Here is a 25,483-nt window from a genome sequence, read left to right as displayed (position 1 = left end):
CCGGAGTTCACGGCCATCAATTCTCCTAGGGTCGGCCGCTATTGTCCGTGATCCTATTGATTGCTGGCAATCGCGATGTCCTTCAGTGCCCGCAATGCCGCCCCGATGTGATCGACGGTGATGACGCGCAGCCCGGCGGGCGCGCTGGTGACTCCGGGCGGCACCACGGCAATCGTGAAACCCAGCCGGGCGGCCTCGGCCAGCCTGCGGTCGATGCCGGTGACCCGGCGCAGATCGCCGACCAGGCCCACCTCACCGATCACCACGGCGTTCATCGGCAGTGCGATGTCGAGATAAGCCGAGGTGATGGCGAGCGCCACGGCCAGGTCCGAGGACGGATCGGTCAGCCGCATGCCGCCGACGGTCGACACGTACAGGTCGTGGCCGCCGATCGGCAGCGCGCAGCGCGTCTGCAGCACCGCGCTGATCATCGCCGCGCGGGCCGAATCGATACCGCTGACCGCACGCCGTGGCGGGCCCACCGGTTGCACGGACAGCGCCTGCACCTCGCCGATCATCGGGCGCTTGCCGTCCAGGGTGACGGTGACTGCGGTGCCGGGAACTGCCGCCGGACGCTGGTCGAGGAACAGCCCGGACGGATCGCTCACACACTCGATCCCGTTGTCGTGCATCTGAAAACAGCCGACCTCGTCGGCGGCGCCGAACCGGTTCTTGACCCCGCGCACCAGGCGCAGGCTCGACGTGGGATCACCCTCGAAGTGCAGCACCACGTCGACCAGATGCTCGAGGGAACGCGGGCCGGCGATGGCGCCGTCCTTCGTCACGTGCCCGACCAGGATCATGGCCACCGCCGGGTCTCCGACAGCGGTTTTCGCGTAGCCGGTCAGCGCCGTGGTCACCGCGCGGACCTGCGTGACCCCGCCGGTTACCCCGTCGGCTTCGGTGGTGGACATGGTCTGCACCGAATCCACCACCACCAGGCTGGGTTTGACCTCGTCGATGTGACCGAGGGCGATCTGAAGATCGGATTCGCCTGCCAGATAGACGTTGTCGTGCGTGCAGGCGGTGCGTTCGGCGCGCAGCCGGATCTGGCCCGCCGATTCCTCGCCGGACAGGTACAGCGCGCGGCGGCCGGTGTGCGCCCAGCGGTTGGCTACCTCGAGCAGCAGAGTGGACTTGCCGACTCCGGGATCCCCGGCCAGCAGCGTGACCGAACCGGCCACCAGGCCGCCGCCGAGAACCCGATCCAGCTCACTGACCCCGGTCGCGTAATGCCGGGTGATACCCGGATCGATCGAGGTGATCGGTACCGCCGGAGACGTCGGGGCCACCGAACGAAACGAGGATCCGCCCGACCTGCCGCCGGAGACCGCGAGAACGGCTACCTCGTCGACGGTGCCCCAGGTACCGCAATTGGCGCACCGGCCCACCCATTTCGGGGTGGCATGCTGACACTCCGAGCAGCGGTATTGCGAACGTACTTTCGAAGCGGCCACGCCGTGACAGTAACGGCTGCCCCCGACATCGGCGGTGTGCACGCGCCGGTCGGGGCCCCGCGGGTCAGCGGTGCGTCAGGTCAGTGATGCCCGCCGGCTTCGCCGCCCTCGGTGGGCTGGTCGCCGCTCTTGTCGCGCCGCGGCGCCTCGCCTGCCGAGATCGGCACGGCGACAGTGGTTTCACCGTTCTCGAACTTGAACGTGAAGTCGTAGAGCAGGCCGTTGGTGACCGGCTTGGTCAGGGTGACCTTGGCGGTCACGGCGTCGGCGGCCTCGGTCTTCTCCAGCGGCTTCAGCTGGCCGTCGGGCTCGCCCACCACGAGGACGCCGCCCGCCGGGATGGTCTGATCCCCGCTCAGTGCCACGTCGCCGACAGTGGTCTTGATCGAGACGAGCTTGTCGGCCTTCTCGGTGGATCCGTTGGCTGCGACGAACAGCAGTTCGGCCTCGGAGCCAGGCTCGACGTAGTCCTTCTCCTGCGGCGCGCGCAGGTGCACGTTGCGCAGCGCGATCGCGCCGGACTGTGCGTTGACGCCGTTGACTGCGGGCTCCTGGGTCGCCGTCTGGGAGACCTGGCCGGCGCTGCAACCGGTGAGAACGGCTGCGGTCAGGCCACATGCGGCGAGACCGGCCGAGGCACGCATTGCGAAGCGGTTCACTCAAGCCTCCTGAGCTGGGTCGGCGTACTTCGACTATGCACAGTAGTAGGTGGCGTCGGCGGGCGGAATGCGAGGGCTTGGCAGACGGGGCTGAAGTGGGCTCGGCCACGGCGGTCCCGGGCCCGCAACGCCTTTGCGGGGGTACCCGTTTCGGGTGCTCGACGGGCCCGGTGGTTGCACGGTTTCGTCACCATGTCAACCCCTGTTCTTCACCTGCAATGCCCCTGACCTGCATAGTTGGTGCGCGTGTGATCTGGGCCCGTGTTAGGATGGACTAGCGAAAGGGGCTCGAATCAGATGATTTTTAAGGTCGGAGACACCGTCGTCTATCCACACCACGGTGCTGCGTTGATCGAGGCGATCGAAACCCGGACTATCAAAGGCGAGCAGAAAGAATATCTCGTCCTGAAAGTTTCTCAAGGGGATCTGACCGTTCGAGTGCCCGCAGACAACGCTGAGTATGTCGGTGTCCGCGACGTCGTGGGCCAGGAAGGTCTCGACAAGGTTTTCCAGGTGTTGCGGGCTCCGCACACCGAAGAGCCGACCAACTGGTCGCGCCGCTACAAGGCCAATCTCGAGAAGCTGGCCTCCGGTGACGTGAACAAGGTTGCCGAGGTTGTCCGGGATCTGTGGCGTCGCGATCAGGAACGCGGTCTGTCCGCGGGTGAGAAGCGAATGCTGGCCAAGGCCCGGCAGATTCTGGTCGGCGAGCTCGCGCTGGCCGAGAACACCGATGACGCCAAGGCGGAGACCATCCTCGACGAGGTTCTGGCCGCCGCGTCCTGACGCGTGGTGGCAACTACTGTCGCGGTCGTCCCGGCCGCCGGCTCAGGTGAGCGGCTAGGCGCGGGTAGACCCAAAGCGTTCGTCAAACTGGGGGACAAACCCCTGCTGGAGCATGCCCTCGACGGGTTGCTCGCCTCAGGGGTGATCGACAAGGTCGTGGTCGCGGTTCCGCCCGCGCTCACCGATGAGGCCACCTTGGTCTTCGGTGGGCGTGCGCAGATCGTGGCCGGGGGAGCCGACCGAACCGAATCGGTGGCGCTGGCCCTTGCGGCGGCCGGCGAACCGGATTTCGTCCTCGTGCACGACGCTGCCCGGGCGTTGACCCCTCCTTCGCTGATCGCCCGGGTGGTCGCGGCACTGGCTGACGGTCACGCTGCCGTCGTTCCCGGCCTCCCGCTGGCCGACACCATCAAGGCCGTCGATGCCAACGGCGCGGTACTGGGGACCCCTGAGCGGGCCGGTCTGCGGGCCGTACAGACCCCGCAGGGCTTCCACACAGACGTGTTGCGCCGCGCCTATCAACGGGCCGGGGCCGGTGTGGTCACCGATGACGCCTCGCTCGTCGAACAGATCGGTACGCCGGTGCAGGTCGTCGAGGGCGATCCGCTGGCCTTCAAGATCACCACTCCGCTGGACCTGCTGCTCGCCGAGGCCGTCATGGCGCGTGCCTCGTGAGAATTCCGAGGGTCGGGCTGGGTACCGACGTCCATCCGATCGAGCCGGGGCGGCCCTGCTGGCTGTTGGGGCTGCTTTTCGACGGCGCAGACGGCTGTGCCGGCCATTCCGACGGCGACGTGGCTGCCCACGCACTGTGTGACGCGCTGCTCAGCGCGGCAGGCCTTGGCGACCTCGGCGGGGTGTTCGGCACCGACCGGCCGGAATGGCGGGGAGTCACCGGCGCCGACATGCTGCGACATGTCCGCGGATTGGTGCAGACCGCGGGCTTCGAGATCGGCAATGCCACGGTGCAGGTGATCGGCAACCGGCCCAAGATCGGGCCTCGCCGGGACGAGGCCCAGGAGCTGCTCTCCGAGCTGATCGGGGCGCCGGTATCGGTGTCGGCCACCACCACCGACGGGCTCGGTCTGACCGGTCGGGGCGAAGGATTGGCCGCGATAGCCAGCGCTTTGGTGGTTCCTGCGGAATAGGCCGGTAAGCTGGCACGTCGTGACCGATCGCGCTCAAGCCGTCGCGTCGGGGTTTGCCTCCGATTTGCGGCTGTACGACACCATGGCGGGTGCCGTACGAGATTTCGTACCGCTGCGGCCGGGGCACGCTTCGATCTACCTGTGCGGTGCGACCGTTCAGGGCTTGCCGCACATCGGTCATGTCCGTAGCGGAGTCGCGTTCGATGTGCTGCGCCGCTGGCTGACCGCCAATGGATACGACGTTGCGTTCATCCGCAACGTCACCGACATCGACGACAAGATCCTCAACAAGGCGGCCGACGCAGGCCGGCCGTGGTGGGAGTGGGCCGCGACCTACGAGCGGGCGTTCAGTGCCGCGTACGACGCGCTCGGCGTGCTTCCGCCGTCGGCTGAGCCGCGGGCCACCGGCCACATCACCCAGATGGTCGAGCTCATCGACCGGCTGATCGAGAAGGGCCACGCGTACGCCGCGGGCGGCGACGTCTACTTCGACGTGCTGAGCCTGCCCGATTACGGCGCGCTGTCCGGCCACCGGATCGACGATGTGCACCAGGGCGAGGGTGCGGCGACGGGTAAGCGCGATCAGCGCGATTTCACGCTGTGGAAGGGCGCCAAGCCGGGCGAGCCGTCGTGGCCGACGCCCTGGGGCCGGGGACGCCCCGGCTGGCACACCGAGTGCGTGGCGATGTGCGAGGCCTATCTGGGCGCGGAATTCGACATCCACGCCGGGGGTATGGACCTGGTCTTCCCGCACCACGAGAACGAGATCGCCCAGGCGCAGGCCGCGGGCGATGGCTTCGCCCGGTACTGGCTGCACAACGGCTGGGTCACCATGGGCGGCGAGAAGATGAGTAAGTCGCTGGGTAACGTGCTCTCGATTCCTGCTGTGCTGCAACGGGTTCGGGCTGCCGAGCTGCGCTACTACCTGGGTAGCGCGCATTATCGGTCCATGCTGGAGTTCTCCGAGAACGCGCTGCAGGATGCGGTGAAGGCCTACAGCGGCATCGAGGATTTCCTGCACCGGGTGCGTAACCGCGTCGGTGCCGTCGCCGTGGGCGAGTGGACACCGAAGTTCGCGGCCGCACTCAATGACGACCTCGCGGTGCCGATCGCGCTGGCCGAGGTGCATGCCGCCCGCGCCGAGGGCAACCGCGCGCTGGACGCCGGCGATCACGACGGCGCGATGGCGCAGGCCACCGCGATCCGGGCGATGATGGGCATCCTGGGCTGCGATCCGCTCGACGAGCGTTGGGAATCGCGGGACGAGACCTCCGCGGCGCTGGCCGCGGTGGACGAACTGGTGCAGTGGGCATTGGCGGGCCGGGCCGAGGCCCGGACCAACCGGGACTGGGCGGCGGCCGACGCCATCCGGGATCGGCTCAAGGCGGCCGGCATCGAGGTAACCGACACCGCTGACGGTCCTCAGTGGGCACTGGTGGACGGGAACGGAGCATAGATGGCCGGGAATTCGCAGCGGCGCGGCGCAGTGCGCAAGGCGGGGACGAAGAAGGGGCCGACGGTCGGGTCCGGCGGCGTGCGTCGCCGTGGGCTGGAGGGCCGTGGGGCCACACCCCGCGCGGATCAGCGCCCGCACCACCCAGCGGCCAAGAAGGCCGCCAAGGCGGCGCGGCAGGCGCAGGGCCGGCACAAGAAGACCGACGACACCGAGTTGGTGCTCGGCCGCAACCCGGTGGTGGAGTGCCTGCGGGCCAAGGTTCCCGCCACCGCGCTGTATGTCGCGCTGGGCACCGAGGCCGACGAGCGTCTCACCGAATCCGTCCAGATCGCCGCTGACCGCGGTATCTCGATCCTTGAGGTGCAGCGCCACGACCTCGACCGGATGAGCTCCAATGCGTTGCACCAGGGCCTGGCTCTGCAGGTGCCGCCCTACAACTACGCCCATCCCGACGATCTGCTGAAGACGGCCCGGAATTCCGGGGAGCCCGCACTGATGGTGGCCCTCGACAACATCTCCGATCCGCGCAACCTCGGTGCCATCGTGCGTTCGGTGGCCGCGTTCGGTGGACACGGCGTGGTGATCCCCCAGCGCCGGTCGGCCTCGGTGACGGCGGTGGCGTGGCGCACCAGCGCCGGGGCTGCAGCTCGTACGCCGGTGGCGCGGGCGACGAATCTGACTCGGACGCTGAAGAGTTACGCCGATGCCGGTCTACAGGTGGTCGGCCTGGACGCCGGTGGCGACACCTCGCTCGACGAGCTTGAGGGCACCGGCCCGATGATCGTGGTGGTCGGCTCCGAGGGCAAGGGCCTTTCACGGCTGGTGCGGGAGAACTGCGATGCGGTGGTGTCGATCCCGATGGCGGGGCCGACGGAGTCGCTGAACGCCTCGGTCGCGGCCGGTGTGGTGCTGGCCGAGATCGCCCGTCAGCGCCGGGGTTAGGCGCATGTCCAAAGGGCGAAGCGCCAACAGCCCCACGGCCTTTCTTGCCTCCCCGCCGTTCACCCGGGAGGAAGTGTTCAGCGATCCCTGCCCGGTCCCCGAGGAGCCCGGCGCCTACGGCTGGTGGTTCCGTACCGTCCCCGCGAACATCGACGTTTCGGGGTGCCAACAGCGGGACGGACTGACGCTTCTCTACGTCGGAATCAGCCCGACCCGCCCGCCGGTGAGTGGGAAACCGCCCAGCACCCAGAATCTGCGCAAGCGGGTCAAGTACCACTACGGAGCGGCCAACGCCACCGCTGACGGCTCGACGCTGCGCAAGACGCTCGGCATCTTGCTCGCTGACGAGCTCGGCTTCAAGTTGCGCCGTATCGGCTCCGGCGACAAGCGGACCTTTGCCGGGGGAGAATCCGTTCTGACGCAGTGGATGGCGGAGAATGTCCTGGTGTCATGGATGGTTCACCCCGAACCGTGGTTCCTGGAGGAAAAACTGATCGCCGCGTTCGATCTGCCGCTCAACGGCCAGGAAGCGAACAAGGGCAACGCCTTCTACCCGGAGCTGAAGCGCCTGCGGCGCGTCGCGATGAACGATGCGAACAAGCTTCGGGTGCTCAAAGAGTGGTGAGCCGCCGGTCAGCCACCGATGAGTCGCAGGCTCAGCCACAATCCGAGTACGGAGGCCAGCAGGGTCCACGGCACGGTGACCAGCCCGATCCGGCTGAACTCGCTGAACCGCGCAGGCAGGCCTTCACGGTGAACCACCGTGCGCCACAGCAGGTTTGACAGCGAGCCGACGTAGGTCAGGTTCGGGCCGACGTTGACCCCGATCAACACGGCCAACACGGCAGCCGGACCGGCGCCGGCCACCAACGGCAGCAGCACCAGCACTGCGGGCAGATTGTTGACCACGTTGGCCAGCACGGCCGCGACAGCCGCCAGACCCAGTAGTGCAGGCAAGGAGTCGCCGACCGGAAGCACTCCCCGCATCACGTCACCGAGGCCGTTGTGGACGACTGCGTCCACCACCACCCCGAGGCACAGCACGAACGCCAGGAACGGCACATTGACCGCGCGTGCGATTCCGCCGATCGTGCTGCGGCGCTGTGCCAGACTGCGCACACCGAGCACCACCGCCCCGGCCAGTGCCGCCCATGCCGGCGACACGTCGAACACTGAGGTGACGACGAATCCCGCCAGCGTCAAACCCAACACCACGAGCACGAACACCGGAATCTCAGGCGGCGGCGGAGTCACCTCGACGGCCGGGCGATTCAACTCGTGGCGGAAAACCCAACGCAGCACGACGAATTCGACGCCGATCGCGGCCAGCCAGGGCAGCGTCATCACCGCGCTGAATTGGGTGAAGGACAGTCCGGCCACGGCGAAGGCCAACAGGTTGGTCAGATTCGACACCGGAAACAGCAGCGACGCGGAGTTGGCCAGATGCGCGCTGGCATAGGCGTGCGGCCGGGGCGGTATCGCCAGTGTGCGGGCGGTGGAGAGCACCACGGGCGTCAGCAGCACCACGGTCGCGTCAAGGCTCAGCACGGCGGTCGTCGTCGCCCCGATCAGGAACACCCGCGTCAGCAGCCGCCGGGAATCACCCCTGCTGGCCCGGGCCATCAGCGTGCCCGCGGCGTGGAACAGGCCCTCGTCGTCGCACAGGTGGGCCAGCACCAGCACGGCCGCCAGGAATCCGACGACCGGGAGCAGACGATCAACCTCGGCCAATGCGTCGTCCGGCGAGATCACGCCGCAGGCGATCAGCAGCCAGGCAGCCGGAATCGCCACGACGGCCTCGGGCCAGCCTTCGGGCCGCGCCAGCGCGAACACCAACACCACGGCCAGCAACACCAGGGCCAGAATCAACGGCGTGGGTCCTTTCGGCCAGTCGAACATTCGGTGACGATTTGCGCGGTCAGGCCATGCGGACCTGACCGTACCCGGCTAGCTCGATAGCGTTGCTGACCATGCGTCCGGCTGTTCCGATGGTCCTGTTGTTCGCTCTGGCTGCCGCGTTCGGATCCTGGCCGCGGGCCGTTGCCGAGCCCACCGGATTCGACTTGCAGTCGCACCGCGGCGGACGCGGAGAGACGACCGAGGAGTCGTTGCGGGCCTTCGCGAAGTCGTTGGAACTCGGGGTCAGCACGCTTGAGCTCGACATCGTGCTCACGAAGGACAAGCAACCTCTGGTGTGGCACGACCCGCGGATCGACGAGACCAAATGCACCGACACCGCCCCGGCGTTCCCGGGCGATCCGATGTACCCGTACGTCGGGCAACTGGTGCACGATCTCACGCTCGAGCAGATCCGCACGCTCGACTGCGGCAAGTTACTGAGCGGGTTTCCCGACGCTGAGGTGGTTCATGGCAACCGGGCCGCCACGCTGCCCGAGGTGTTCGAGCTGACCGATTCCTACCGCGCCGACGTGCGCTTCAACATCGAGACGAAGATCGAGGCGGACAAGCCCGAAACATCAGCTACACCACAGGAGTTCGTCGACGTCATCCTGGATGCCGTCCGGGTGGCCGGCAAGGTCGACAAGGTGGACATCCAGAGTTTCGACTGGCGCACACTGCCGTTGGTGCAGCGGGCCGAGCCGTCGATACCGAGGGTGGCGCTGTGGGATGACACAACCTGGATTCCCGACTCTCCGTGGCTGGGTGGGGTCAATCCGGCAGTGGACGCCGATCCGATCGCCGGCGCGATGTCGGCGGGTGCCACGGTTCTCTCGCCCCAATATCAGCTGGTGAACCGCGGATTCGTGGACCGGGCCCACGCGCTGGGCCTCAAAGTGACTCCGTGGACCGTCAATGATCCCGACGCGATGCGGGCGTTGATCGCAGACGGGGTCGACGGACTGATCACCGACTATCCGACGCGGCTGCGCGGCGTGCTGGCAGAACTGGGCCTACCGCTGCCGCCGCCGTTTCAGCGACTCAGCTGATCCACGGGTCGGATCGTTCCCACACGGTGGGCAGGTGCAGGCTCACATCATCCTGCTCGGCCAGCCGGACCAGGATCCGCATCGACACATCGAGGTCGTCACCGGCGTACGGCAGGGCGCGTAGCGGCTTGTGCAGCGGGCGGAAGAAGTCGTCCCAGTGGATCAGCACCACCCGACGGGCCCCGACCGTGCGCACGGTCTCGGCCCAATAGCTCTCGAAATACTGCTCGGACTGCAGCCCGAGTTGTCCGATCCCGAGGTACACGACCTCGGCGCGTTGCCCTTCCAACGCTCCCGGCACCGCGCCGGCACTACCGACGACCAGCAGGCGGCGGTCGCTCGGCCGGTGGTGCACCAGCGTCGACCAGGCTTCCCCGCACTTGTAGGCCGCGACCTTGACCGGCGGTATGACCGGCGCGGTGATGGTGCCGGGAAACCGGTCCGGCGGGCAGTGCTCGGACTCGAAGAGCGTCACGTCATAGGCGCCGAGCGTCACGGCTTCGCCCGGAGTGACAGTGACGATCCGATCGGTGGCCAGGCCGCCGCCGGTGCCGACCTGGGCGGTCGACGTACCACCCACCAACCGTGCGCCGGTGCGCTCGGCCACGACGGCCGAATCCATGGCGTGGTCGAAGTGGCTGTGCACCGGCAGCACCGCTTCGAGCTTGTCGATGCCGAGGCGGGCCAGACAGCCGTCGATGCGGGGCAGTGACGGCGCCAGCTTGCGGAAGACCACGCTCGGCAGCGGAGGCCGGGAGAAGAACCCGTCGGTGAGCACGGCCGACGTGCCGTCGTTCACCAGCAGGGTGCTGACCCCGGCCCAGGTGACCGTGACAGGGGATTGCGGTGTGGCCGACGGTGCGTCGAAGTACCGCGCATAGGGGGCCAGATCGGGTCTGCCGGGCTTGAGCCGCATGGCCCCACCCTAGAACCAGACCTATCCGTAGCGACGGCGGAACTTCTCCACCTGGCCGGCCGAGTCGAGGTGTCGTGCGGTGCCGGTCCAGAACGGGTGAGAATCGCTGGTGACGTCGACGACGATCAGCGGGTAGGTCTGGATCCCGTCCGGGGTCGGCCACTCGATGGTCCGCTCACTGGTGGCCGTCGATCGGGTCAGGAACTGGGTGCCGGTCGCGGCGTCCTGGAACACCACTGGGTGGTAGTCGGGGTGGATTGCGGGTTTCACTGGGATTCTCCGTCCTGGTGGGCTTCCTGATGGATGGACCCGGCGGGCTCTTCGACCGGTGGCAGACAGGGTTCTTCGTGCCAATCGCCGAACGGGTCGGGGTAATCGGCCCATTGGTCGGGTCGTGCGAGTTCGTCGTCGGTGAGCAGCGCGTCGCGCAGCGCCTCGATGACTTCGCCGGGCCGGGCGCCGCAGACCAGGACGGTCAGCGATACATGACGATCACCGAATTGGTGATGCCAGTCGATCGCCGCGATCGCCACCCGCTCCGGGTCGGTATAGGCCAGCTCGGTGGAATCCATTGCCGCCAACCATTTTCCGGCGTTGCTGAAGTGCATTCCGCCGCCCGCGGATTCGATCCACATGACGTCGGCCGGGCGGTTGGCCAGCCAAGCCCGGCCACGTGTGCGCACCACGCCGTCGAGCAGGTGGTCGACGGCGTCGTGCAGGCGCAGCGGGTGAAACGGCCGGCGCGCGGCGAATTCGACGATGATGACCTCGTCGTCGGGTTCCAGCGGTGGTTCGCCTGCCAGCAGGGGATCGTGCGGGGTGGCGGTGCGCCCGCGCCGGCTGTTCGGTTCCAGATGTGCCAGGCCGAGTTCGACCCGGTCGGGGCCCACGGTGATGCGGGCGCGGGGCGCCAGCCGGCGCAGCACGGCCAGTGTCGTGGCCTCGGGTGCGTCGAGCACCAGCATGTCGGCGAACTCGGCCTGACCGACTACCACCTGGGCGACCGTGCGCCCGTCCGGCAGTTCCTCGTCGCCGACGGACTGTTGCAGCCAGATTGACGCGTCCAGGCAGGCGATCACCGCCTCGACGGTGACGTCGCGGGCGGCAGGCCCGTCGATGTAGCCGGGCCCGACGTGGACCCGGATGGTGTTGATCGCCCAGCACACCGGCTCGGCTTCCAGCCAGGGCATCAGCTGCACGACGATGCGCTCCACGTCGCCCCGCCGGTGCAGGCGCCGCAACAGGATCAGCAGGTCGTCGCGGACCGTGCAGGACACGCAACCGTGGGCGAGCTCGAGGGCGAGCTCGGATGTCCCGCCGCTGTCGGACACGGTCCGCAGGACCACCTGGCCGTCAAAGGTGTGGCGCACCAGCACGGTTCCGGGCTGGCGGCCCAGTTCTTCCGCTACGCCGTCGCTGTCACCTTGACCGGCGATCAGCACCACAGGGGTTCGCACTGCACCTCCCGACGAAGTTGTTGTTGAAAACGATTATCATTATCGTAAGCTACCCCATCCGAAGGAGACCGATGTCTGCCCACTGCCAAGTCACCGGGCGCTCGCCCGGGTTCGGCAACACGGTGTCGCACTCGCACAAGCGCAGTCGACGCCGCTGGAACCCCAATATCCAGACCAAGACCTACTACCTCGCAGGCGAAGGGCGCCGGATCCGACTTCGGGTCAGCGCCAAGGGAATCAAGGTGATCGACCGCGACGGCATCGAGGCCGTCGTGGCCCGGCTGCGTAGCGCAGGGGAGAAGATCTGATGGCCAGCACCGATATTCGGCCGATCGTGAAGCTGAAATCGACCGCGGGGACCGGGTACACCTACGTCACCCGCAAGAACCGCCGCAACGACCCGGACCGGATCGTGTTGCGCAAGTACGACCCGGTCATCCGCCGTCACGTCGACTTCCGCGAGGAGCGCTGATGGCCAAGCGATCCAAGATCGTGAAGAACGAGCAGCGCCGGGAACTGGTCGAGCGCTACGCCGAACGACGGACCGAGCTCAAGGAGGTCATCCGCAATCCGGCCAGCACCCGTGAGCAGAGGGCGGCCGCGGTCTCGGCTCTGCAACGGCTGCCTCGTGATTCGAGCCCGGTGCGGCTGCGCAATCGAGACGCGGTCGACGGCCGCCCGCGTGGGCACCTGCGCAAGTTCGGGCTGTCGCGGGTCCGGGTGCGCGAGATGGCGCACCGCGGTGAACTGCCGGGCGTGCGGAAGTCGAGTTGGTGATGGCGACGAATTCTCGGAAGAACAACAAGAAGCGCCCGCCGGCCCCCGATCTCAAAAAGCCCAGGCGCAATCAGTTGGACGTCCTCGGGGTGACCGAGGTCGACTACAAGGACGTCCACCTGCTGCGCACCTTCATCAGTGAGCGGGGCAAGATCCGCTCCCGGCGTATCACCGGGCTCACTCCGCAGCAGCAGCGTCAGGTCGCCACGGCGATCAAGAACGCCAGGGAGATGGCGCTGCTGCCGGTGGTCGGCCCGGCTTGACCTACCATCGACGGCGATAGGGCGACTGCGGATCGTGGAAGCCGGTGTGAATCCGGCGCGGTCCCGCCACTGTGATCGACGGCCAGCATCCGCTGACCGTCGAGAGCCAGATACGCACCGCAGTCGCCACCTCGCACGTACTGGGGCGGATCTCCCCGGAGAGGATGGGTACGCCCATGGCTGCTCCTCGGCTGATCGCCGGACTGGCGTTAGCGTTACTGATATCGGGGTGCGCCTCGACCGCAGCGCCCGACACCGCAGGAGGCGCGCCACCGGGATTCCCGGTCACCGTGGACAATTGCGGCGTCAGCACCACCTATGACCGGCCGCCGGCCCGCGCGGTGGCGCTCAACCAGCATGCGATCGAAACGCTGCTGGCGCTGGGCCTGCAGCACTCCATGGTCGGCACGTCCTATCTCGACGACCGCATCCTGCCCGAATACCAGGCCGCCTACGACAGCGTCCCGGTACTGGCCAAGGAATACCCGTCGTATGAGTCGCTGCTGGCCGTCGAACCCGATTTCGTCTACGGCGGCTGGGACAGCGCGTTCGACGAGAAGGAGGGCCGCGCCAGGCAGCGGCTGACCGATGCCGGGGTGAACACCTACCTCAACATCGAGGATTGCCGTTCCGGGCCGGTCACCATGTCCACCGTGGATGACGAAATCCGCGGTATCGGAACGATCTTCGGCGTCACCGACCGGGCCGAGCGGCAGATCGACAAGCTGCATCGCGAGCTGGCGCAGTCCGAGGGCAAGCTGCGCGGAGTCCAGCCGGCGCGGGTCGCGGTCTATGACAGCGGCGAGGCGACGGTGTTCACCTCGGGCGGCAAGGGCATCGGCAACCTGATGATCGAGGCGGCGGGGGGCGTCAACGTGTTCGCCGACGTACCCAAGGTGTGGGGTGACGTGTCGTTCGAGCAGTTCGCCGAACGCGCCCCCGAGGTCATCGTGATCTACGACTACGGTGATCAGCCGGTGGCGGACAAGAAACGCTTTCTGACCGAACATCCTCTGCTGCAACATGTTCCGGCGGTCGAACACCAGCGGTTCGCGGTGCTTCCGCTGTCGTCGGTGGTGGTCGGCGTGCGGGTGGGCCGGGCGGTGGAGGCCCTGGCCCGACAGCTGCACCCGGACCGATTTTCGTGATTCCCTACCGGCTGGTCCTCGCCGGGCTCGCGGCGTTGCTGTTGACGGCGATGACCGCCGGTGTGGCCATCGGTTCGGTGTCCATCCCGCCGGGACAGGTGTGGGCCATCGTGCTGCACGCCATCCATCCGGGCCTTGCCGAGCAGAGTTGGCCTGCGGTGCGGGAATCCATCGTGCTCGACGCGCGGCTGCCCCGGGTCGTGCTGGGCGCGGTGGTCGGGGCCGGCCTGGCGGCGTGCGGCATGGCGTTGCAGGCCGTGGTGCGGAATCCGCTCGCCGATCCCATGCTCCTGGGCGTCTCTTCGGGAGCCTCGGTCGGCGCCGTCGCCATGCTGGTGTTCGGTGCCGGCGCGCTGCAGGCACTGACCTTGCCGCCGGCGGCTTTCCTCGGGGCCTTCCTCGCGCTCGTCGCGGTCTACTTTCTGGCTCGCTCGGGTGGGCGGATGACCACTGCGCGGTTGGTTCTGGCCGGCGTGGCGGTGGCCGAGGTGCTGTCGGCGCTGGCGAGCCTGATGATCGTGACCTCTGACGATCCGCACAAGACGCAGTCGGCCGTGCGGTGGATGCTCGGCGGCCTGGGTGGGACAACCTGGCGCATGGTCTGGGTGCCCGCGGCGGCGGTGGTCCTCGGCGTGGTCGTGCTGCTGGCCTTCACCAGATCGCTGAACCTGCTCTACACCGGCGAAGAGGCGGCGGCCTCGCTCGGGCTCGACGTGCACCGTTTCCGGGCGGGAATGTTCGTCGTCGTGGCCCTGATGGTCGGAACCATGGTCGCGGTCAGTGGGACGATCGGGTTTGTGGGGCTGGTCATGCCGCATGTGGTGCGCCTGTTGGTGGGTGCCGACCACCGCCGGGCGCTGCCGGCCGCAGCACTGTTGGGGGCGGCATTCCTGGTGCTGTCCGACATTGTGGCCAGGACCGTGGCCGCACCGGAGGAACTGCCCGTCGGGATTCTCACCGCGCTCGTCGGCGGACCGTTCTTCCTGTGGCTGATGCGACGAAAGACCGCGACGTGACGGCGGGGGTGTCGTTCGGCGCGGTCTCGGTGTCGGTGCGCGGTAGACCGTTGATCGCCGACGTCTCGTTGTCGGTCGCCCCGGGTGAGGTGTTGGCCGTGGTGGGTCCCAACGGTGCGGGCAAGACGACGCTGCTGCGCACGTTGTACCGGGCCCTGCGGCCGAGCGCCGGGCGGGTGCTGGTCGACGGCGCCGACATCTGGAAGCTGCCGGGCAAGCAGGCCGCACGTCGCGTCGCGGCGGTATTGCAGGAAGCAACAGGCGATTTCGAGCTCACCGTGTTCGATATGGTCGCGATGGGTCGCACACCGTACAAGCGCTCCTTCGAGTCCGACAGCCGTGAGGACCGCGAGATCATCGGCAGGGCGTTGGCGGCTCTGGACATTGCGGACCTGAGCGGGGCCGGTTACGGCCAGCTGTCCGGAGGGCAGAAGCAACGGGTGCTCATCGCTCGTGCCCTGGCCCAGCGTACCGACGTCATCGTGCTCGACGAACCCACGAACCACCTGGATCTGCGTCATCAGCACGAGGCCCTGCGCCTGCTACGGGAAACGGGAGCGACGGTGGTCGCCGCACTACACGACCTGAACCTCGCTGCGGCCTATTGCGATCGGATCTGTGTGCTCGACGGCGGAGAACTGGTTACCATCGGAACCCCCGTGGAGGTCCTCACTGTGGATTTGCTTGCCGACGTATACGGAGTCGCAGCCCGGATCACTGTCGATGCCGGCAGACCTCAGGTCACCGTCGTGCCCAAGGCGGTGGCGTCATTGTGAACATCGGTGCCCAGCTCGGCGAAATCGCCTCGTACGGGGGATTCTTCGCCATCACCGTCGGCGGGGATCCGGCCGGCTGGATGCCGGCGCAACGCTGCTATGACGAGGGCTGCGCCGGTCTCGTCGCCAAAACCACCGCCGGGTACCGCACGACGGATCTTCGCATCGGCGCCTCCCTGGTCCAGTTCAGCCACGCCTCGCGGCTGTGGTCACCGTTGCTGGCCTGTGCGCTGCAGTACGGCGTGCTGCCCGATCTGAACGATCTGCAGCGCCGCAGTACCGGTACCGAACTCCGGTTGCCGGTGCCGCTGGGAGGTCCTGTCGACGCCGGAACGGCGATGGTGCGGCAGCTGTATCGGCTGGTGATCACCGACCACCTCGAGCCGCTGGCCGCCGGGCTGCGGGTCAAGATGGCGCCGCGGCTGCTTTACGGCAATGCCGCGGCGGCGTTGGCCGCGGCGGCAGCCGAGCTGGCCCGGGCTCGGCCGGAATTGCAGGAAGACGTCCTTGATGTCACCGAATCACTGTTGGCCACGGGCGAATTGGTTGGGACGGGCAACCTGGCCGGGTTGGCGTTCCGTCGTCGCAGCTGTTGCCTCTACTACCGGGTGCCGGGCGGATCGAACTGCGGTGACTGTTCCCTCACGAGACCACGCGGATAGGTGTCAGTAGGCGTACGGGTGCGGTGGCGGATCGATGCGGGAAACGGTCAGCGCGGTCATCGTCGGAACCGATCCTCGACTCGAATCGCTTTGTCCCGCAGGGATCGTGCCCTCCACCTTGATCCAGGTGTTCTCCGGATAGCCCGCCACTTGGGCGGCGGCCTGGCCGGAGAGGCGAATGCTGGCGAGCTGAGCGTCGGCCGCGCAGCAGATGATCACCACCCGGGCCAGGTCGGTGCGGTCGCCGGCACGCACGGTGAATCCGCTGACCGTGATCCTGCGGTTGTCGAGGGTGCCGGCGGAGTCCTGCGCGACGCGGATCAACACGTCGGGTAGGGACATCTCCGGTGCGCCGCCGTCGGGCAGCGGTGGAAATGGGCGACGCAGCACATCGGTGGACACCTCGGTCACCGTCGCGGCGTCGGGGCGTATCGCCGGTGGCACCACGAAGGCCAGCAGCGCGATAGGGATCAGCAGAAGCCAGGTGACGCCGCGGGAGTGCGGATGATCATGGGCTTCGTCCGTGTCGTGATCGGTGTCGTCGCGGCCGCCGTGCCGGACATCGCGGACGATCGCAGCGAGGGCCAGGGCGATGAGCAGGACCGCGGTGGCAGCCAGGTAGGGCAGCAGTCCCGGCTTGACGTAGCGGGTGAAGGTGCCGGTGATCGCGATGATCGCGGTGCTGACCCCGATCAGCAGCAGCAGTGCGTTCTCGGTCTCGCGGCTCATCGCGGCCCCAGGATCAGCAGGCCGACGCCGGTCGCGACCAGCGTCGCCACCACGAACGTCGCGGGCGCGAAGCGAATCGCGAACGCCCGGCCGAACATTCCGGCCTGCATCGCGAACAGCTTGATATCGACGGCCGGCCCCACCACGAGGAACACCAGCCGGGGCAGCAGCGGCAGCATGGTCAGACTGGCCGCGACGAAGGCGTCCGCCTCCGAGCACAAGGCCAGCACGACCGCGAGCAGCGCCATGGTGATGACCCCGAGCACGACCTGCCCCGCCAGGTGCTCGTACACCCAGGTCGGAACCAGCACGTGCAGCGCAGCCGCGGCGGCCGCGCCGACGACGAGGTAGGACGCCGCCGACAGGAAGTCATGGCGCGCCGCCTCGGTGAAGACGGCCCACCGCGAGCCCGCACCGTGATGAGGCTTGGGCAGGTGGCGGGTGATCCATCCCGGCCTGCCAAACCGCGCCCAGAGTGCGCCCATGATGAGTGCTGTCAGCAGTGATGCCACACACCGGGCCGCCACCATCTGCGGGTGACCGGGGAAGGCGACTGCGGTCGCCACCAACACCACGGGGTTGATCGCCGGTGCCGCGAGCATGAACGTCAGTGCGGCCGCGCCCACTGCGCCACCCTGGGAGCCATCGCCGAAAAGCCGGCGCGCCACCGGTACCGAACCGCATTCGCATCCGGGCAGCGCCGCGCCGCTGACGCCCGCGGCCAGGATTGCCGCGCCGGTGCGTCGTGGCAGCCAACGGGCCAGCCGGTCGGGTGTCGCGAAGACCGCGATCAGCCCGCTGATCACCACGCCGAGGGCGAGGAACGGCAACGCCTGAACGAACACGCCGCAGAACACCGTGGCCGCTGTCGCCACGTCGGGGGTGCCCTCGACGAACGCCCGCAAGGTGTTGCCCGCCAGTGCCAGCGCGATGATCCCGAAGACGAGGATCTGCATGGAACTCGGCCGCCACCGCGTCACCGCCGGGTTCGCCACCACGGGGCCATCATGCCAGGCAAATCTGTCAGCTGAACGCCCTCAGCTCGATCCCCTCGGAGCTCAAGCGTTCGCGCACGGCCGTGGCGATCTCCACCGCGCCCGGTGAATCACCGTGCACGCAAACGGATTCCACTGTCACTCCGATGACGGAACCGTCCACCGCTGTCACCCGGCCGGCAATGGCCATCGAGGCCACCCTCTCGGCGATCTCCGAGGGATCGTGCAGCACCGCCCCAGGTTCGCGCCGCGACACCAGGGTGCCGTCGGGTTGGTAGGCGCGGTCGGCGAACGCCTCGGCGACGGTGCGTAGCCCGCGTTGCTCTGCCTCCTCGAAGAACACCGAACCGGACAGGCCCAGCACCGGCAGGCCGGCGTCGACGGCGTGCACCGCGGCCGCCACCGCGGCGGCCTGTTCCCGGTGACTGACGATTGTGTTGTACAGCGCGCCATGGGGTTTCACGTAGGTCACCGTCGTCCCTGCGGCGCGGGCGATGCCCTGCAGCGCGCCGATCTGGTAGATCACATCGGCGGTCAGGTCTTCAGGCGTGACGTCGATGAAGCGTCTGCCGAATCCGGCCAGGTCCCGATAGCTCACCTGGGCGCCGACGCGCACGCCCCGGGCCGCAGCCGCGCGGCACGTGCGCAACAACAGCGCCGGATCCCCGGCGTGGAAACCGCAGGCCACGTTGGCGCTGGTGACCAGGCCCAGCATGGCCTCGTCGTCACCGAGTTTCCACGCGCCGAAGCTCTCGCCGAGATCGGCGTTGAGGTCGACGGATGCAGCCACGCGATCAGCCTAGGACGACGCGGGGTCCGGCCAGCCGTTCTCCGACACGAATTCGGGCAGCGGCCGCGCTGTGGTCCAGTGCTCGATCTCCAGTACCGGCCGGTCCGGGAAATCGGGCACCGGGCCGAGGCACAGGATCGCCACGGGTTCGGCGCCGGCGGGCATGCCCATCAACCGGGCCAGGGGCAGGGGCTCGAAAATCGACACCCAACCCATGCCGAGGCCTTCGGCGCGGGCGGCCAGCCACATGTTCTGGATCGCGCAGGACACCGAGGCCAGGTCCATCTGGGGCAGGGTGCGGCGGCCGAAGATATGCCGGTCGCGGTTCTCGCCGAGGGCGACCACGAACAGCTCGGCGCAATCGAGGACGCCTTCGACCTTCAGGGCCAGGAATTCATCGCCACGGGCGCCGAGCGCGTCGGCAGTGTGGATGCGTTCCTCGTCGACGAGGGCGTGGATCTTGCCGCGCAGCGCGTCGTCGGTGACGCGGATGAACCGCCACGGCTGCATGAGGCCGACGCTCGGTGCCGCGTGCGCGGCGTGCAGCAACCGGCTGAGGACCTCGGGCGGCACGGTGCTGCCGGAGACGAACCGGCGCATGTCACGGCGTTCTGCGATGGCCCGGTAGACCGCGTGGCGCTCGTCGGGGTTGAAGGCGTGCTCAGACACGGATCGAGCTTAGGTGGGGCGGGAGGGGTGGCCGAACACCCGCCTTATTGAAAATGAATGTCATTAATGATAAGAGTTTGGGGTGTTGAAATCATCGAGGGCTCTCGCGCCGGTCGGCGCCCTGGCGCTGGCGGCGACGCTGGCCGGTTGCGGTGCTGGTGAGACGCAGCAGGCGGCGCGCGAACCGATACCCGATCCGCTGGTGGTCACGTACGACGGAGGGCTGTACGTGCTGGACGGAGGCAGCCTGCAGGTCAGGGTCGAGGTCCCGATGGAGGGATTCCTCCGGGTGAACCCGGCCGGTGATGATGCGCACGTGCTGGTGTCCGCCGACAAGGGCTTTCGATTGCTCGACGCGTCTGCGGGGGAGCTGACCGACACGACCTTCGTGGCCGACGAGCCCGGTCATGTTGTCGCACATGGTGAGCGCACCGTGCTGTTCGCCGATGGCTCGGGTGAGATCACCGTGCTGGACCCGCACACCATCGCCGCGGCTACGCCGCGGATCAGGACCATGAAGGCGCCGCAGGCACATCACGGTGTCGCGGTGGTACTCGATGACGGCAGTTGGGTGCGTAGCGAAGGGGTGGATCACGAAAGCAACGGTGCCGTTGCGTTCGACGCCTCTGATCGTGAGATCGCTCGCAGCCATGAGTGCCCCGGGCTTCATGGCGAGACTTTCGCCGGCATCTCCACCGTGGTCTTCGGTTGTGAGAACGGGGTTTTGGCCTACTCGGGCGGCGCCTTCACCAAGATCGCCGCCCCGGGAGAATACGGCCGGGTGGGAACGCTTCGCGGGCATGAAGATTCACCGTCGGTACTCACCGACTACAAGGTCGATCCCGATGCCGAGCTCGAGCGGCCCAATCAGTTCGCCCTCATCGACACCGCGAGTAAGCAGTTGCGACTGGTGAACCTCCCACAGTCCGTCAGCTATTCGTTCCGGTCGCTGGCCCGCGGCCCGCACGCCGAGGCGCTGATCCTGGGCACCGACGGCAACCTCCATGTCATCGACCCGGCGTCCGGCGCCACTGTAAAGACCATCGCCGTGGTCGAACCGTGGACCGAACCCGAGGACTGGGAGCAGCCCCGCCCGAGTGTGTTCGCCCGCGGTCACGACGTGTACGTCACCGACCCGGCCACGCGGCAGGTTCACGCCGTTGACGTCGAATCCGGCGAGAAAGGCGTGTCGGTGACGCTGGAGAAGGCACCGAACGAACTCAGCGGTGTGATGGGGCATGCGCATTAGTTCTTGAGTCGGCACGCTCGGGCGTCGAGAATGTCGCCATGGCGGTCGATTCCGATGAGGGTGGGCAGTACTTCGCGGCCGATTATGAGTTGGCGCAGGAGCGTGAGCGTCTGCGACTGCTCGAATCGATCGGCGATCCGCGGACCATCCGCGCTTTCGACACCGTCGGGGTGGGGCCGGGCTGGCATTGCCTTGAAGTCGGCGCGGGTGAGGGGTCGATCGCGCGGTGGCTCGGCGGCCGCGTGGGACCCACCGGCCGTGTCGTGGCCGCTGACCTGGATCCCCGGTTTCTCGATGACCTGCCCGCGTTGGGGATCGAGGTGCGTCGCTGCGACATCACGCGCGACGAGATCGAGTCGGCCGCATACGACCTCGTGCATTGTCGGGTACTGCTGGTGCACATGATCGATCCGCTCGCGGTGCTGGGCCGCATGGCGGCCGCGCTGCGGCCCGGTGGGTGGCTGGTCGTCGAGGAGCCCGACTACAGCACGGTGCAGTCACTCACCCCGGACCATCCGGCGACCGCGGGATTTCACTCATACCTGCGGGCACGTGACGAGTTCCTGGTGGCGGCACAGGTGATGGATCTGCACTACGGTGCACGCCTACCGTCCGACGTCGATGTGTTGGGGTTGGAGGCCACGGGCAGTGACATCGGCTCGACAGTGGAGCGGGGCGGAAGCGTGAAATCGGGGTTTCTCGTGCAGAGCTTCGAGCGGCTCGATGACGTCATGATCGCAGCCGGAGTGGTGACCGAAGCGGAATTGGTGGACGCCCGCCGGGCCATGGAAGACCCGGCGTTCGTCTACCAGGCACCGACGATGTACTCGGTGTGGGGCCGAAAACCGCTCAGTGTGAGTGGGTGACGTTCCAGGCAGGTAGGGGATCGCGGTAGCGGAGCCAGGCCTGCTCACCGTCGGCCAGTTCGGCGTCGGTCAGCAGCGCCCCGTCGAGTAGCCGGTGGACCTTGTCCCGGTCGAGCTTGATTCCGATGAACACGATCTCCTGGCCCGGCGCGATCTCGGTGCCCGACCAGTACTGCGCCGGCTCGATCGCCAGGTTCGGGCCGGCCTGCGACCAGATGGCGGCGATCTTCGGGCGGCTGGCGATCCAGCAGAATCCCTTGCTGCGCAACACCCTTGTCACCTGGCCGAGCGCGTCGCCGAGGCGCTGGGGGTGAAACGGCCGATCGGAGCGGAAGGTCATCGAGCTGATGCCGTACTCCTCGGTTTCGGGCGTGTGTCCGTCGGCGATCTCCTCGTCCCAGCCCGGAATCTGGGCGGCGGCCTCCGGATCGAACAGCCCGGTGCCCAGCACCTCGCCGATATCGACGACGCCGTGGTCGGTCCGGATCAGCTTGGCGGTCGGATTGAGCCTGCGCAGCAGCGTTTGGACGGTGTCGAGGGTCGCCGGGCTCACCAGGTCGGTCTTGTTGAGCAGGATCACGTCGGCGAACTCCACCTGATCGGTGAGCAGATCGGCGATGCTGCGGGCATCGCTCTCGCCGGCGGCCAGATCCCGGTCGGCCAGGCCTTCACCGCGAACGACCTCGGTCAGGAACGTGGACGCGTCGACCACCGTCACCAGGGTGTCCAATTTCGCCAGCTCGCCCAGGCTGAAGCCGTCCTCGAATTCCCAGCTGAAGGTGGCCGCGACCGGCATGGGCTCGGAGATGCCCGTCGACTCGATCACCAACTGGTCGAACCGGTTCTGGCGGGCCAGCGCGCCGACAGCCTCCACCAGGTCTTCGCGCAGAGTGCAGCAGATGCAGCCGTTGGTCAGCTCGACGAGCTTCTCCTCGGTTCGGTCGAGGTGGCCCTGTCCGGCGATGAGGGCGGCGTCGATGTTGACCTCGCTCATGTCGTTGACGATCACTGCGACGCGGCGGCCCTCGCGGTTGGCCAGGATGTGGTTGAGCAGCGTGGTCTTCCCGGCGCCGAGAAAGCCGGACAGGACGGTGACGGGCAGCAGGTCGGGCATCGGACTCCTTAATGAAAACGATTTTCAATAAATCATCATCCAGACGTGCATCGGCTAATGCAAACGGTTATCGTTATCGCCGTGCTCCCGCCCCTGAATCTCCGCGCTGTGGCCACCGCGTTGCTGCTGGCCACACCATTCGCCCTAGCCGCCTGCGGCTCCGAAGAGGCCCAACAGCCCGAATCCGCCGGCAACTGCGTGACCACGCCGGTCAACGTGGTCGTCAGCGTCGACCAGTGGGGCGACATCGTGTCCGCCCTGGGCGGTGACTGCGCGAAGGTGACCACGGTGGTCGCCGGCTCGTCGGTCGATCCGCACGACTTCGAGCCCTCGCCAGCGGACGCGGCCAAGTTCCAGGGCGCCCAGCTGGTCGTCATCAACGGCGGGCACTACGACGAGTGGGCGACCAAGCTGGCGCAGAGCACGGCACCCGATGCCATCGTGCTGCGGGCCGTCGGACAAGCCGATGAGCCCTCGGCCAACCCGCACGCCTGGTACAACCCGGCCGCGGTGACCGGCGTCGCCGATGCGGTGACCGAGGAACTGAGCCAGATGGCTCCGCAGGCAAAGGATTACTTTGCGCAGCGTCGCACCGAGTTCACCACCTCGATGCAGCCTTACCAACAGCTGATCACCGACATCAAGACCAAGGCGCCCGGTAAGCGCTACGCGGCCACCGAAACAGTGTTCGACGACATGGCGGCCGCGGTCGGCCTGGTCAATCAGACGCCCGCGGGCTTCCAGGCGGCCTCGTCCAACCACACTGACCCGTCACCGGCCGACCTGGACGCATTCCTGCGTCTGCTCGCCGATCACGGGGTCGATGTGCTGATCTACAACACCCAGACCGAGGGCTCGCTGCCCAAACAGATCCGGACCGCGGCCGAGAGCGCCGGAATTCCGGTCGTCGATGTCACCGAAACGGTGGCGCCCGGAGCGGATTCGTTCGAGGCTTGGCAGGTGAACCAACTGACCGCGCTCGCCAAAGCGCTCGGAATCCAGAGCTAGTGTCGGACACTGCCCAACCGCCTGCCCTCGTCTTCGACGACGTCAGCGCCGTGCGCGGGGGCCGGCTGATCTGGTCGGAGGGCACCTTCGAGATCCCGACCGGTGGGATCGTCGCGCTGATCGGTTCCAACGGATCGGGCAAGTCCACGATGTTGCAGGTCGTGCTCGGCCTGTTGCCGGCCGCCTCGGGGTCGGTGCGGGTGCTCGGCGGCGCGCCGGGTGAACACAACGACCTGATCGGTTACGTCCCTCAGGATTACGCGTCAGGCGCCGGGGAGGCCATCCGGGCCCGCGGTGCGGTGACCCTCGGGCTCACCGGGCGGCGGTGGGGGTTCACCCGCACCTCGGCCGCCGACCGGGCCCGGGTCGACGAGGCCCTGGAGTGGGTCGAGGCGACCGGCTTCGCGACCATGCGGCTGTCGGAGCTGTCCGGTGGTCAACGGCAGCGCATCGCTCTGGCCAATGCCCTTGTCGGACATCCGAAGATGCTCATCCTCGACGAGCCGTTGGCCGCACTCGACCTGCGCAACCAGCATGAGATCGTGCAGTTGCTGGCCAAGCTCAACAGGGACCTGGGCGTGACGATTCTCGTTGTCGCGCATGACCTCAACCCACTGCTGAGCGTGCTCGACAGCGCCATCTATCTGCTCGACGGGCACGCGCACCACGCCGCCATCGACGAGGTGGTGGACGCCGACCTGCTGACCCACCTCTACGGAACCCAGGTGCAGGTGGCCAACACCCCGATGGGGCAGATGTACATGAGGAGCGTCTGATGTCGGCGGGTCTGCTGGCGCAGGGCACATTCGCGATGGGCTATCAGCACAACTGGTGGCAGATCCTGGCTTCGGCGTTCATGCGCAACGCGTTGATCGGCGGCACGTTGGTGGCGCTGGCAGCCGGGTTGATCGGCTATTTCGTCATCGTGCGCAATACCGCGTTCGCCGCCCATGCGTTGGCCCACATCGGTCTGCCCGGTGCCACCGGCGCGGCGCTGCTCGGGCTTCCGGTCGGGCTGGGACTCGGGGCGTTCTGTGTCGGCGGAGCCCTGGTCATCGGGGCGCTGGGCAGCCGGGCCCACGATCGTGAGGTGGCCACCGGCACGGTGCTGGCCCTGGCCACCGGCTTCGGCCTGTTCTTCAACTCGCTGGCCACCAAGAATTCGTCCACGCTGACCAATGTGTTGTTCGGCAACCTGCTGGCCATCACCCACCAGCAGTTGCTGATGTTCACCGCGTTGCTGGTGGTGCTGGCCGCCACGGTCGTATTCGTCTTCCGCCCACTGCTGTTCGCGTCGGTCAACGCGCAGGTGGCCGAGGCCAAAGGGGTGCCGGTCCGGGCGTTGTCGGTGCTGTTCATGGTGCTGTTGGGGATCGCGGTGACCATGGCGGTGCTGGCCGTGGGCACGCTGCTGTTGTTCGCGCTCGTCGTCACCCCGGCCGCGACGGCGATCATGGTGACGGCCCGGCCGATTCTCGCGATGACGATCTCGACCGCGATCAGCGTGGTGTCGGTGTGGGCGGGGCTGGCGGTCTCGGCAATCTTCAACATGCCGCCGAGCTTCGTGATCGTCACGATCGCCTGCGGAATCTGGCTGACGGTGTGGACGGTTGACCGGGTGAGGAATTCGGCCATCGGCTAGCCTCAGACAG

Annotated in this window: 31 protein-coding genes and 1 riboswitch; of the genes, 20 read left to right on the top strand and 11 right to left on the bottom strand. The window is 67.7% G+C overall.

Annotation, left to right across the window (positions count from 1 at the left end):
* Positions 1 to 53: 53 nt before the first annotated feature.
* Together radA and AB0I14_RS21650 are read right to left on the bottom strand one after the other, a co-directional pair.
* On the bottom strand, positions 54 to 1,457 hold the full coding sequence (gene radA, locus AB0I14_RS21655; protein WP_358025799.1) for a DNA repair protein RadA: 1,404 nt from the start codon (positions 1,455 to 1,457) through the stop codon (positions 54 to 56).
* 80 nt (positions 1,458 to 1,537) lie between these two features.
* The gene (locus AB0I14_RS21650; RefSeq protein WP_358025797.1) at positions 1,538 to 2,116 is read right to left on the bottom strand and encodes a hypothetical protein; all 579 of its coding nucleotides are present in this window, start codon (positions 2,114 to 2,116) and stop codon (positions 1,538 to 1,540) included.
* A 297-nt stretch (positions 2,117 to 2,413) separates the two neighbouring features.
* Here AB0I14_RS21650 and carD point away from each other — a divergent pair, with 297 nt between their 5' ends.
* From carD to AB0I14_RS21620, 6 genes are all read left to right on the top strand, one after another.
* Positions 2,414 to 2,902 (top strand): RNA polymerase-binding transcription factor CarD, encoded by a 489-nt coding sequence (carD, locus tag AB0I14_RS21645; protein ID WP_003882506.1) that lies wholly within the window; start codon positions 2,414 to 2,416, stop codon positions 2,900 to 2,902.
* Positions 2,903 to 2,905: 3 nt separating this feature from the next.
* On the top strand, positions 2,906 to 3,577 hold the full coding sequence (gene ispD, locus AB0I14_RS21640) for a 2-C-methyl-D-erythritol 4-phosphate cytidylyltransferase (protein ID WP_358025794.1): 672 nt from the start codon (positions 2,906 to 2,908) through the stop codon (positions 3,575 to 3,577).
* Entirely contained in the window at positions 3,574 to 4,050 is a 477-nt protein-coding gene (gene ispF, locus AB0I14_RS21635; protein ID WP_358025792.1) for a 2-C-methyl-D-erythritol 2,4-cyclodiphosphate synthase, read from the top strand. The genes ispD and ispF overlap by 4 nt, the downstream gene beginning before the upstream one ends.
* A 64-nt stretch (positions 4,051 to 4,114) precedes the next feature.
* Complete coding sequence (gene cysS / locus AB0I14_RS21630; protein ID WP_358026380.1) at positions 4,115 to 5,506, top strand: cysteine--tRNA ligase; 1,392 nt, start codon at positions 4,115 to 4,117, stop codon at positions 5,504 to 5,506.
* Positions 5,507 to 6,448 carry a 23S rRNA (guanosine(2251)-2'-O)-methyltransferase RlmB gene (rlmB, locus tag AB0I14_RS21625; protein WP_358025790.1) on the top strand — a complete coding sequence of 314 codons (942 nt, stop codon included), beginning with the start codon at positions 5,507 to 5,509 and terminating at the stop codon, positions 6,446 to 6,448.
* 4 nt (positions 6,449 to 6,452) lie between these two features.
* The gene (locus AB0I14_RS21620) at positions 6,453 to 7,073 is read left to right on the top strand and encodes a GIY-YIG nuclease family protein (protein ID WP_358025788.1); all 621 of its coding nucleotides are present in this window, start codon (positions 6,453 to 6,455) and stop codon (positions 7,071 to 7,073) included.
* 8 nt (positions 7,074 to 7,081) lie between these two features.
* On the opposite strand, the gene AB0I14_RS21615 is transcribed toward AB0I14_RS21620, so the two are convergent.
* Positions 7,082 to 8,347 (bottom strand): SLC13 family permease, encoded by a 1,266-nt coding sequence (locus tag AB0I14_RS21615; RefSeq protein ID WP_358025786.1) that lies wholly within the window; start codon positions 8,345 to 8,347, stop codon positions 7,082 to 7,084.
* A 71-nt stretch (positions 8,348 to 8,418) separates the two neighbouring features.
* Between AB0I14_RS21615 and AB0I14_RS21610 the strand changes: the two genes are divergently transcribed.
* Positions 8,419 to 9,396, top strand: coding sequence for a glycerophosphodiester phosphodiesterase (locus AB0I14_RS21610; protein ID WP_358025784.1), 978 nt, complete (start codon positions 8,419 to 8,421; stop codon positions 9,394 to 9,396).
* Here the strand turns inward: AB0I14_RS21610 and AB0I14_RS21605 are convergent.
* The 3 genes from AB0I14_RS21605 to AB0I14_RS21595 are packed head-to-tail and all read right to left on the bottom strand — an operon-like array spanning position 9,389 to position 11,769.
* Positions 9,389 to 10,312 (bottom strand): MBL fold metallo-hydrolase, encoded by a 924-nt coding sequence (locus tag AB0I14_RS21605; RefSeq protein WP_358025782.1) that lies wholly within the window; start codon positions 10,310 to 10,312, stop codon positions 9,389 to 9,391. The two genes, AB0I14_RS21610 and AB0I14_RS21605, sit on opposite strands and share 8 nt — an antisense overlap.
* Positions 10,313 to 10,333: 21 nt before the next feature.
* A complete protein-coding gene (locus tag AB0I14_RS21600) occupies positions 10,334 to 10,582 on the bottom strand; it encodes a type B 50S ribosomal protein L31 (RefSeq protein WP_358025780.1) in 249 nt (82 codons plus the stop codon).
* Positions 10,579 to 11,769, bottom strand: a complete 1,191-nt coding sequence (locus AB0I14_RS21595; protein ID WP_358025778.1) for a GTP-binding protein — start codon at positions 11,767 to 11,769, stop codon at positions 10,579 to 10,581. Before AB0I14_RS21595 ends, AB0I14_RS21600 begins: the two co-directional genes overlap by 4 nt.
* A gap of 71 nt (positions 11,770 to 11,840) precedes the next feature.
* On the opposite strand from AB0I14_RS21595, the gene rpmB reads away from it, so the two are divergent.
* The 8 genes from rpmB to AB0I14_RS21555 all read left to right on the top strand — a co-directional run bounded on the left by rpmB (position 11,841) and on the right by AB0I14_RS21555 (position 16,411).
* Positions 11,841 to 12,077 (top strand): 50S ribosomal protein L28, encoded by a 237-nt coding sequence (gene rpmB / locus AB0I14_RS21590; RefSeq protein WP_358025776.1) that lies wholly within the window; start codon positions 11,841 to 11,843, stop codon positions 12,075 to 12,077.
* Complete coding sequence (rpmG, locus tag AB0I14_RS21585) at positions 12,077 to 12,241, top strand: 50S ribosomal protein L33 (RefSeq protein WP_019343887.1); 165 nt, start codon at positions 12,077 to 12,079, stop codon at positions 12,239 to 12,241. Before rpmB ends, rpmG begins: the two co-directional genes overlap by 1 nt.
* Positions 12,241 to 12,546, top strand: a complete 306-nt coding sequence (gene rpsN, locus AB0I14_RS21580; protein ID WP_358025774.1) for a 30S ribosomal protein S14 — start codon at positions 12,241 to 12,243, stop codon at positions 12,544 to 12,546. Before rpmG ends, rpsN begins: the two co-directional genes overlap by 1 nt.
* Positions 12,546 to 12,809 carry a 30S ribosomal protein S18 gene (gene rpsR / locus AB0I14_RS21575; RefSeq protein WP_358025772.1) on the top strand — a complete coding sequence of 88 codons (264 nt, stop codon included), beginning with the start codon at positions 12,546 to 12,548 and terminating at the stop codon, positions 12,807 to 12,809. The genes rpsN and rpsR overlap by 1 nt, the downstream gene beginning before the upstream one ends.
* Before the next feature lie 36 nt (positions 12,810 to 12,845).
* A riboswitch (cobalamin riboswitch) is annotated at positions 12,846 to 12,923 on the top strand.
* A gap of 62 nt (positions 12,924 to 12,985) precedes the next feature.
* A complete protein-coding gene (locus AB0I14_RS21570; protein WP_358025770.1) occupies positions 12,986 to 13,957 on the top strand; it encodes an ABC transporter substrate-binding protein in 972 nt (323 codons plus the stop codon).
* The gene (locus AB0I14_RS21565; protein WP_358025768.1) at positions 13,954 to 14,973 is read left to right on the top strand and encodes an iron ABC transporter permease; all 1,020 of its coding nucleotides are present in this window, start codon (positions 13,954 to 13,956) and stop codon (positions 14,971 to 14,973) included. Before AB0I14_RS21570 ends, AB0I14_RS21565 begins: the two co-directional genes overlap by 4 nt.
* Positions 14,943 to 15,749 carry an ABC transporter ATP-binding protein gene (locus tag AB0I14_RS21560; protein WP_358025766.1) on the top strand — a complete coding sequence of 269 codons (807 nt, stop codon included), beginning with the start codon at positions 14,943 to 14,945 and terminating at the stop codon, positions 15,747 to 15,749. Before AB0I14_RS21565 ends, AB0I14_RS21560 begins: the two co-directional genes overlap by 31 nt.
* Positions 15,746 to 16,411 carry a (2Fe-2S)-binding protein gene (locus AB0I14_RS21555; RefSeq protein ID WP_358025764.1) on the top strand — a complete coding sequence of 222 codons (666 nt, stop codon included), beginning with the start codon at positions 15,746 to 15,748 and terminating at the stop codon, positions 16,409 to 16,411. The genes AB0I14_RS21560 and AB0I14_RS21555 overlap by 4 nt, the downstream gene beginning before the upstream one ends.
* 3 nt (positions 16,412 to 16,414) lie before the next feature.
* Here the strand turns inward: AB0I14_RS21555 and AB0I14_RS21550 are convergent, their stop codons facing one another.
* The 4 genes from AB0I14_RS21550 to bluB all read right to left on the bottom strand — a co-directional run bounded on the left by AB0I14_RS21550 (position 16,415) and on the right by bluB (position 19,594).
* A complete protein-coding gene (locus AB0I14_RS21550) occupies positions 16,415 to 17,140 on the bottom strand; it encodes a TIGR03943 family protein (RefSeq protein ID WP_358025762.1) in 726 nt (241 codons plus the stop codon).
* Complete coding sequence (locus tag AB0I14_RS21545; RefSeq protein ID WP_358026376.1) at positions 17,137 to 18,096, bottom strand: permease; 960 nt, start codon at positions 18,094 to 18,096, stop codon at positions 17,137 to 17,139. Before AB0I14_RS21545 ends, AB0I14_RS21550 begins: the two co-directional genes overlap by 4 nt.
* 67 nt (positions 18,097 to 18,163) lie before the next feature.
* Entirely contained in the window at positions 18,164 to 18,925 is a 762-nt protein-coding gene (locus AB0I14_RS21540) for a 5-oxoprolinase subunit PxpA (RefSeq protein ID WP_358025760.1), read from the bottom strand.
* 9 nt (positions 18,926 to 18,934) lie between these two features.
* Positions 18,935 to 19,594 (bottom strand): 5,6-dimethylbenzimidazole synthase, encoded by a 660-nt coding sequence (bluB, locus tag AB0I14_RS21535; RefSeq protein ID WP_358025758.1) that lies wholly within the window; start codon positions 19,592 to 19,594, stop codon positions 18,935 to 18,937.
* An 82-nt stretch (positions 19,595 to 19,676) separates the two neighbouring features.
* Between bluB and aztD the strand changes: the two genes are divergently transcribed.
* Together aztD and AB0I14_RS21525 are read left to right on the top strand one after the other, a co-directional pair.
* Positions 19,677 to 20,843: a zinc metallochaperone AztD gene (gene aztD / locus AB0I14_RS21530; protein WP_358025756.1), complete on the top strand. Its 1,167-nt coding sequence runs from the start codon at positions 19,677 to 19,679 to the stop codon at positions 20,841 to 20,843.
* 38 nt (positions 20,844 to 20,881) lie between these two features.
* Entirely contained in the window at positions 20,882 to 21,709 is an 828-nt protein-coding gene (locus tag AB0I14_RS21525; RefSeq protein WP_358025754.1) for a methyltransferase domain-containing protein, read from the top strand.
* Here the strand turns inward: AB0I14_RS21525 and AB0I14_RS21520 are convergent.
* A complete protein-coding gene (locus AB0I14_RS21520) occupies positions 21,693 to 22,823 on the bottom strand; it encodes a GTP-binding protein (protein WP_358025752.1) in 1,131 nt (376 codons plus the stop codon). The two genes, AB0I14_RS21525 and AB0I14_RS21520, sit on opposite strands and share 17 nt — an antisense overlap.
* Positions 22,824 to 22,880: 57 nt before the next feature.
* Here AB0I14_RS21520 and AB0I14_RS21515 point away from each other — a divergent pair, with 57 nt between their 5' ends.
* The 3 genes from AB0I14_RS21515 to AB0I14_RS21505 are packed head-to-tail and all read left to right on the top strand — an operon-like array spanning position 22,881 to position 25,473.
* Positions 22,881 to 23,831, top strand: a complete 951-nt coding sequence (locus AB0I14_RS21515; RefSeq protein ID WP_358025750.1) for a zinc ABC transporter substrate-binding protein — start codon at positions 22,881 to 22,883, stop codon at positions 23,829 to 23,831.
* Positions 23,831 to 24,607 (top strand): ATP-binding cassette domain-containing protein, encoded by a 777-nt coding sequence (locus AB0I14_RS21510; RefSeq protein ID WP_358025748.1) that lies wholly within the window; start codon positions 23,831 to 23,833, stop codon positions 24,605 to 24,607. The genes AB0I14_RS21515 and AB0I14_RS21510 overlap by 1 nt, the downstream gene beginning before the upstream one ends.
* A complete protein-coding gene (locus AB0I14_RS21505; RefSeq protein WP_358025746.1) occupies positions 24,607 to 25,473 on the top strand; it encodes a metal ABC transporter permease in 867 nt (288 codons plus the stop codon). The genes AB0I14_RS21510 and AB0I14_RS21505 overlap by 1 nt, the downstream gene beginning before the upstream one ends.
* The last annotated feature ends 10 nt before the right edge of the window (positions 25,474 to 25,483 follow it).

The sequence above is a fragment of the Mycobacterium sp. NPDC050441 genome (assembly GCF_040655355.1).
Taxonomy (GTDB): domain Bacteria; phylum Actinomycetota; class Actinomycetes; order Mycobacteriales; family Mycobacteriaceae; genus Mycobacterium.
The sequence above is the reverse complement of the archived record's forward strand: the minus strand, read 5'-3'. Positions and strand labels throughout refer to the sequence as shown.